The organism is Streptococcus equinus ATCC 9812, from assembly GCF_000187265.1.
GTDB lineage: Bacteria > Bacillota > Bacilli > Lactobacillales > Streptococcaceae > Streptococcus > Streptococcus equinus.
On sequence record NZ_GL698429.1, the window covers coordinates 528,376 to 533,404 of the forward strand.

Below are 5,029 nucleotides of genomic sequence, written 5' to 3' on the forward strand. Positions count from 1 at the left end.
AGAGAATCTTACATAAGGACAGTCGAAAACTTTCTGACAAGCGTTTTTACTCTAGAACGCTCAGGGAAACTAGAACTCCTAAAGAAATCATCGAGAAAGCACTGGCATTCTCAGATGAACTAAGCCACTACTACGAACTCTACCAACTGCTCTTATTTCCAAGAAAAGAATCGTGACCACTTTTTCTCACTCATACAAGAGCATAAACACTATGTCAATCCAGCGTTTAAGAAGGTTTTCCAGACCTTCATCAGATATAAAGACTACATCACCAATGCTTTAGAAATGCCTTATTCCAACGCTAGACTAGAAGCCACTAACAAACTCATTAAAGATATCAAACGATAAGCCTTTGGATTCAGAAATTTCGACAACTTCAAAACAAAAATACTTATCACTTTGAACATCAAGAAAGAGAGGACCAAAGTCCTCTCTCGCATGTGATTATAAGTCAACCCACTACAGTTGACAAAGAACCCTAACTTTTGGGGTGCAGTTCAAACATACTAGGTTTTCTTCAAATAAGCTTGTATTTCTGGTAATTTTTCTTTTGGAACAAACATGACTTTCTGTCGATTAACAAAATCAGGCTCTTTTCCATCGATAGTCAATAAAGTATAGCCAAGTTTTTCTCCCATGACCTTAGCTGCCGCATAATCCCACGGTTGAATATAAGAAAAGTAAGCCATTAGCTGACCTTCCATTACAGCAGCCATACTAATACCTGCTCCACCATAAACTCGAATCCCTAAAGTTTGTTCAATCATATCTTGAAGACCGTGGTAATTAGTCGCATACATGCAAGCATTACAACCAACTAAAAAGCGATTAAGAGGTCGATTCTGGAATGAAGGTAATTTTTGATTATTTTTATAAACATCAAATCGGCCACCACCAGAATACAACAAATCGTTCATCACGTCATAAATAAGACCAAACTGACCTACACCATTCTCATAATAGCCAATCATAACAGCAAAATGTGTCCCTTGAGCAACAAAATTAACCGTTCCATCAATTGGATCGAGAACCCAAACATTGCCATCAGATATGCTATGTCGTAAGCCGTTCTCCTCAGCAAAAATATTATCATTAGGATAATATTTTTTAATTTTTGTAACCAGTAATTCCTGAGTCGATTTATCAACGTTTGTTACCAAATCATCAAAACGTGTTTTTTCTTCGACTTGAAGATTACTGAGCATACTCGATTTGATTAAATCGCCTGCTTCACGAATAATTTGTTTAGCAAATTCAAACTTATTTTCCAAGGGAAATGTATCCTTTCTCCTTAGCTTTAGCAGTTTTTACAGCTTGATAAGTTGAGTATCCACTACTTTGCTGAAATGCACGATCAATTTGCTTTTCTTGAGCTATGCTTTTAACGATTGTTTTGAATTCAGCGTAGCTATTTAATAAATCACTTACTGAAACTTTTGTTTCGTATGCGGCTTCAACTTGATTCAAAAAATGAAGCACTGATGCTATCTCTTCAGTGCTCCAAGACAAATCAAGTGGATAGCTGTAATTTTTCATACAATAATGTCCAAACTCATCAAAAACAAGTAATCTTTAATACAAGTAAAACCGATGAGTCATTCCTTTCTATCCTTCAATCTCTGCTTTAATTGTTGCTTCACGCAACTCTTGTTTGCGATAATCGCGCGGCAAAAACGCACGAATTTCGTCTTCATTGAATCCAATTTGCATTCGTTTGTTGTCCAATATAATCGGACGACGAAGTAAACCAGGATTTTTTGCAATTAAATCAATTAAATCTGAAACAGATAACTCGTCAAGGTCAATATCCAATTTTTGGAAAACTTTTGAACGAGTTGAAATAATATCTTCTGTCCCATTTTCGGTGAACGCTAAAATATTCATCAATTCATCGCAACTAAGAGGGCTGGTAATGATGTTATGTTCTTGAAATTTAACATCATGTGCATTAAGCCAAGCTCGCGCTTTTCTACAGCTCGTACAACTTGGTGACAAAAATAGAGTAATCATAAAACCACCTCTCTCATCTTTTTATATTAATTATACAAAATTTTAAAAAACATTGCTATTTTTTATCCAGTTTTGGGCAATTTTTTTATCTTTTTTTAATTGCTCAACTAGCTCGTCAGCACCGGAGAATTTTTCCATGCCTCGAATCTTGTCTAGCCAGATTATTTCTACAGTTTCACCGTAAATATCTTCTTGAAAATCAAAAATATTAGCTTCCAGACGTAAATCTTGACCACCAAAGGTTACATTTTTCCCGACACTAGTCATTGAACGATAACGTTTACCAGATACGATAATATCCGTCACGTAAACACCGTCACCTGGAGTATAAACACGATCTAATACAGCAAGATTTGCAGTAGGAAATCCGATTGAACGTCCTCTTGCATCTCCATGAACAACAATTCCTTTTGTTGAAAATTCATATCCTAAAAGACGACTAACCTCAGAAACATTTCCAGATAAGATTTCTTTACGAATTCTTGTTGAGCTAATCTTTTCACCATTTTCTTGGACTTCAGGAACGACAATAACTTGGCCATCAAAAATCTCTGAAAGATAGTTAGCATCCTTACGGTCATGACCGAATTTATAATCAAAACCAACAACAATTGTTTTGGCGCGCAACGCTTTGATATATGTTTCAAGAAATTCTTTTGACGAACCCTTTGAAAATGATGATGTGAAATCAATCAAGTAAAGATTATCAACACCGTACTCAGCGAATTTGCCATATCGCTTTTGTGGAGCTGTCAAATTAAGGAGCAACTCAGGTGTAAATCGAGCAAGAGCTAAGCGTGGTGACTCATTAAAAGTCAAAACAGTCAATTCTAATTGATCACGTTCAGCAATTTTTCTTGCTTGATCAAATAATGCTTTGTGACCTCTGTGGAGACCATCAAAGTATCCCAATACTAAAACACTATCTCGAGTAGTTTTTATATCTCGAGCATCATTTATTTGTTGAATATTCATTTTTCCAATCTATTATAAAAACACTTTATTAGGTTTATATAGGTCATCACGTGGAATCAGAATAGCTACAACTTTATCTTGATAGAAGGCTGCTAATTGCTCTTCATCTCTATCAATGGCAATCTTTCGACCAAAAGAGATTTCAGTAACTTCTTCATCAGTCAAATCAATACGAGGTAAGTCTATAACACCGTATTCGATTGGCATGAGGAATGAAAAATCGTCATGTGCAACTTTATCAGCAATTTCAGATAAAGTTAAAGCATCTTCTAATTGCAAACCTGCTGAAGCTTGACGTTCAAGGTAAGACATATGACTTGCATAGCCAAGTTCTTTTCCTAAATCAACTGATAACGTTCTAATATAAGTACCTTTGCTACAAGCAACTTCAAAATCAAAATAGCAGCAGTCATTTTTAAATGATAACTGACTAATTCGTTTGAAATTATGAATAGTTACTTGACGTTTTGGACGTTCGACTGCTTGACCAGCTCGAGCATACTCATATAAACGTTTACCATTAACTTTAACTGCTGAATACATCGGTGGGACTTGAATGATGTCTCCAATAAAGCGAGACAAAGCTTGATCTACCTTCTCTTCAGACAAATCAGTAACTGGAGTTTTCTCAAGAATTTCACCACTAGCATCTTCTGTCGTTGTTGAGAAACCAAGACAAATCTGCCCACGATAAACTTTTCCAGCTTCAGTCATATATTCAATCACACGAGTTGCTTTTCCAACAGCGATTGGCAAAACACCGACTACATCAGGGTCTAACGTTCCACCATGACCAATTTTCTTTTCCTGTAAAATTTTTCGAAGCTTGAAGACTGCGTCATGACTAGTCATTCCTGCTTCTTTTTTTAAGTTAATAATTCCGTTAATCATAACTACTATTATAACCGTTTTCAGCATTAAAAGACAAGCTAAAACTTTGATTTTGTTTCAACTTGTCAACATTTTATTACCAAAATTTAAATCAATCTTTCAAGGCTTCAAATTTTGCTCGCATTGTTGGATTTTTTCGGGTTAATTTTTTTACCGAAACATCATCCAGTTTATTATTTGCAAGACGAAGTTGGTTTTCACTAGTAGTTAAGAAACGTTTAACTTCTTCCATACGACGAATAGATTTATCAATTTCGTCAATGGCTTTTTTGAAGTTATTGCTTGCTGAATTGTAATTCTTAGCAAAAGCATTTTTGAAGGTCTCAAGATCATCTTCAAAGTGTGTGATGTCAATATTTTGTTCGCGCACTAAAGCTAATTCTTGCTTGTACTTAAGTGAATTAAGCGCAGCATTTCGCAAAATACCAATCAGTTGGATGAAATATTGCGGACGCACAACGTACATTTTTTCATACTCGTGACTAACATCGACAATCCCAGTATTGAAATAATCATTGTCAATTTCTAGCATGGTTACTAAAACGGCATACTCACAATTTTTCTCGCGACGGTCTTTATCAAGTTCTTTATAGAAATCCTTGTTTTTATGCTTGGTCTTAGTCTCATCAGCCTCGTTTTTCATTTCAAACATAATCGATAGTATTTCAACACCATTTTCATCTGTTTCACGGTAAATGAAATCACCCTTTGAGCCACGACTTGAAACTTCATTATCTTTTCCAAAAGTGGCATTTGGGAAAGCATAGGCACGAACTTTGTTAAATTCTGTTTCTGCATAAACTTCTAAGCTTTCTCCAATCGCTTTTGTAGATTGCTGAGCTTTAAAGTTTTTGTAGAACTCAACTTGCTCGTTGGCAGCTTTTAACTGTGCCTCATAATCGCTTTTAACTGATGCAAGAGATAGCTCTGCTTCCTTTTCCTGCAATGCAAGCTTAGCCTTTGCATCGTCGCGTTCTTTTTCAACACTTGCAACTGCTTCAACCAAGCTTGTTTTATTTTCAAGCGACAAGCGCTCAATTTGATTATTAAGGTCAACAAGCTCTTTATCTTTTTCAGCTAAAGCTTGTTTTAATTCAAGTTTTTTAACTGAATTAAGATTATCTAATTGTGATTTTAAAGTAATGATTTCTTG

The 5,029-nt window shown here is 35.4% G+C and carries 6 protein-coding genes and 1 pseudogene; 1 reads left to right on the forward strand and 6 read right to left on the reverse strand.

The annotated features are described in order from the left end of the window. Window positions 1–444: pseudogene (locus HMPREF0819_RS08650) on the forward strand (transposase); the annotation flags it as partial. Window positions 445–506: 62 nt separating this feature from the next. On the opposite strand, the gene HMPREF0819_RS02495 reads toward HMPREF0819_RS08650, so the two are convergent. From HMPREF0819_RS02495 to HMPREF0819_RS02520, 6 genes are all read right to left on the reverse strand, one after another. Then, complete coding sequence (locus HMPREF0819_RS02495) at window positions 507–1,271, reverse strand: inositol monophosphatase family protein (RefSeq protein WP_004231853.1); 765 nt, start codon at window positions 1,269–1,271, stop codon at window positions 507–509. Next, the gene (locus tag HMPREF0819_RS02500; protein ID WP_004231856.1) at window positions 1,261–1,536 is read right to left on the reverse strand and encodes a UPF0223 family protein; all 276 of its coding nucleotides are present in this window, start codon (window positions 1,534–1,536) and stop codon (window positions 1,261–1,263) included. The genes HMPREF0819_RS02495 and HMPREF0819_RS02500 overlap by 11 nt, the downstream gene beginning before the upstream one ends. 69 nt (window positions 1,537–1,605) lie before the next feature. Beyond that, window positions 1,606–2,010, reverse strand: coding sequence for a Spx/MgsR family RNA polymerase-binding regulatory protein (locus HMPREF0819_RS02505; protein ID WP_004231859.1), 405 nt, complete (start codon window positions 2,008–2,010; stop codon window positions 1,606–1,608). 42 nt (window positions 2,011–2,052) lie between these two features. Beyond that, the gene (locus tag HMPREF0819_RS02510) at window positions 2,053–2,985 is read right to left on the reverse strand and encodes a bifunctional riboflavin kinase/FAD synthetase (protein WP_004231861.1); all 933 of its coding nucleotides are present in this window, start codon (window positions 2,983–2,985) and stop codon (window positions 2,053–2,055) included. A 12-nt stretch (window positions 2,986–2,997) separates the two neighbouring features. Continuing rightward, the gene (gene truB / locus HMPREF0819_RS02515; protein ID WP_044023281.1) at window positions 2,998–3,876 is read right to left on the reverse strand and encodes a tRNA pseudouridine(55) synthase TruB; all 879 of its coding nucleotides are present in this window, start codon (window positions 3,874–3,876) and stop codon (window positions 2,998–3,000) included. Window positions 3,877–3,967: 91 nt separating this feature from the next. After that, the coding region (locus HMPREF0819_RS02520) for a DUF2130 domain-containing protein (RefSeq protein ID WP_004231863.1) at window positions 3,968–5,029 on the reverse strand (1,062 nt) is incomplete at its 5' end.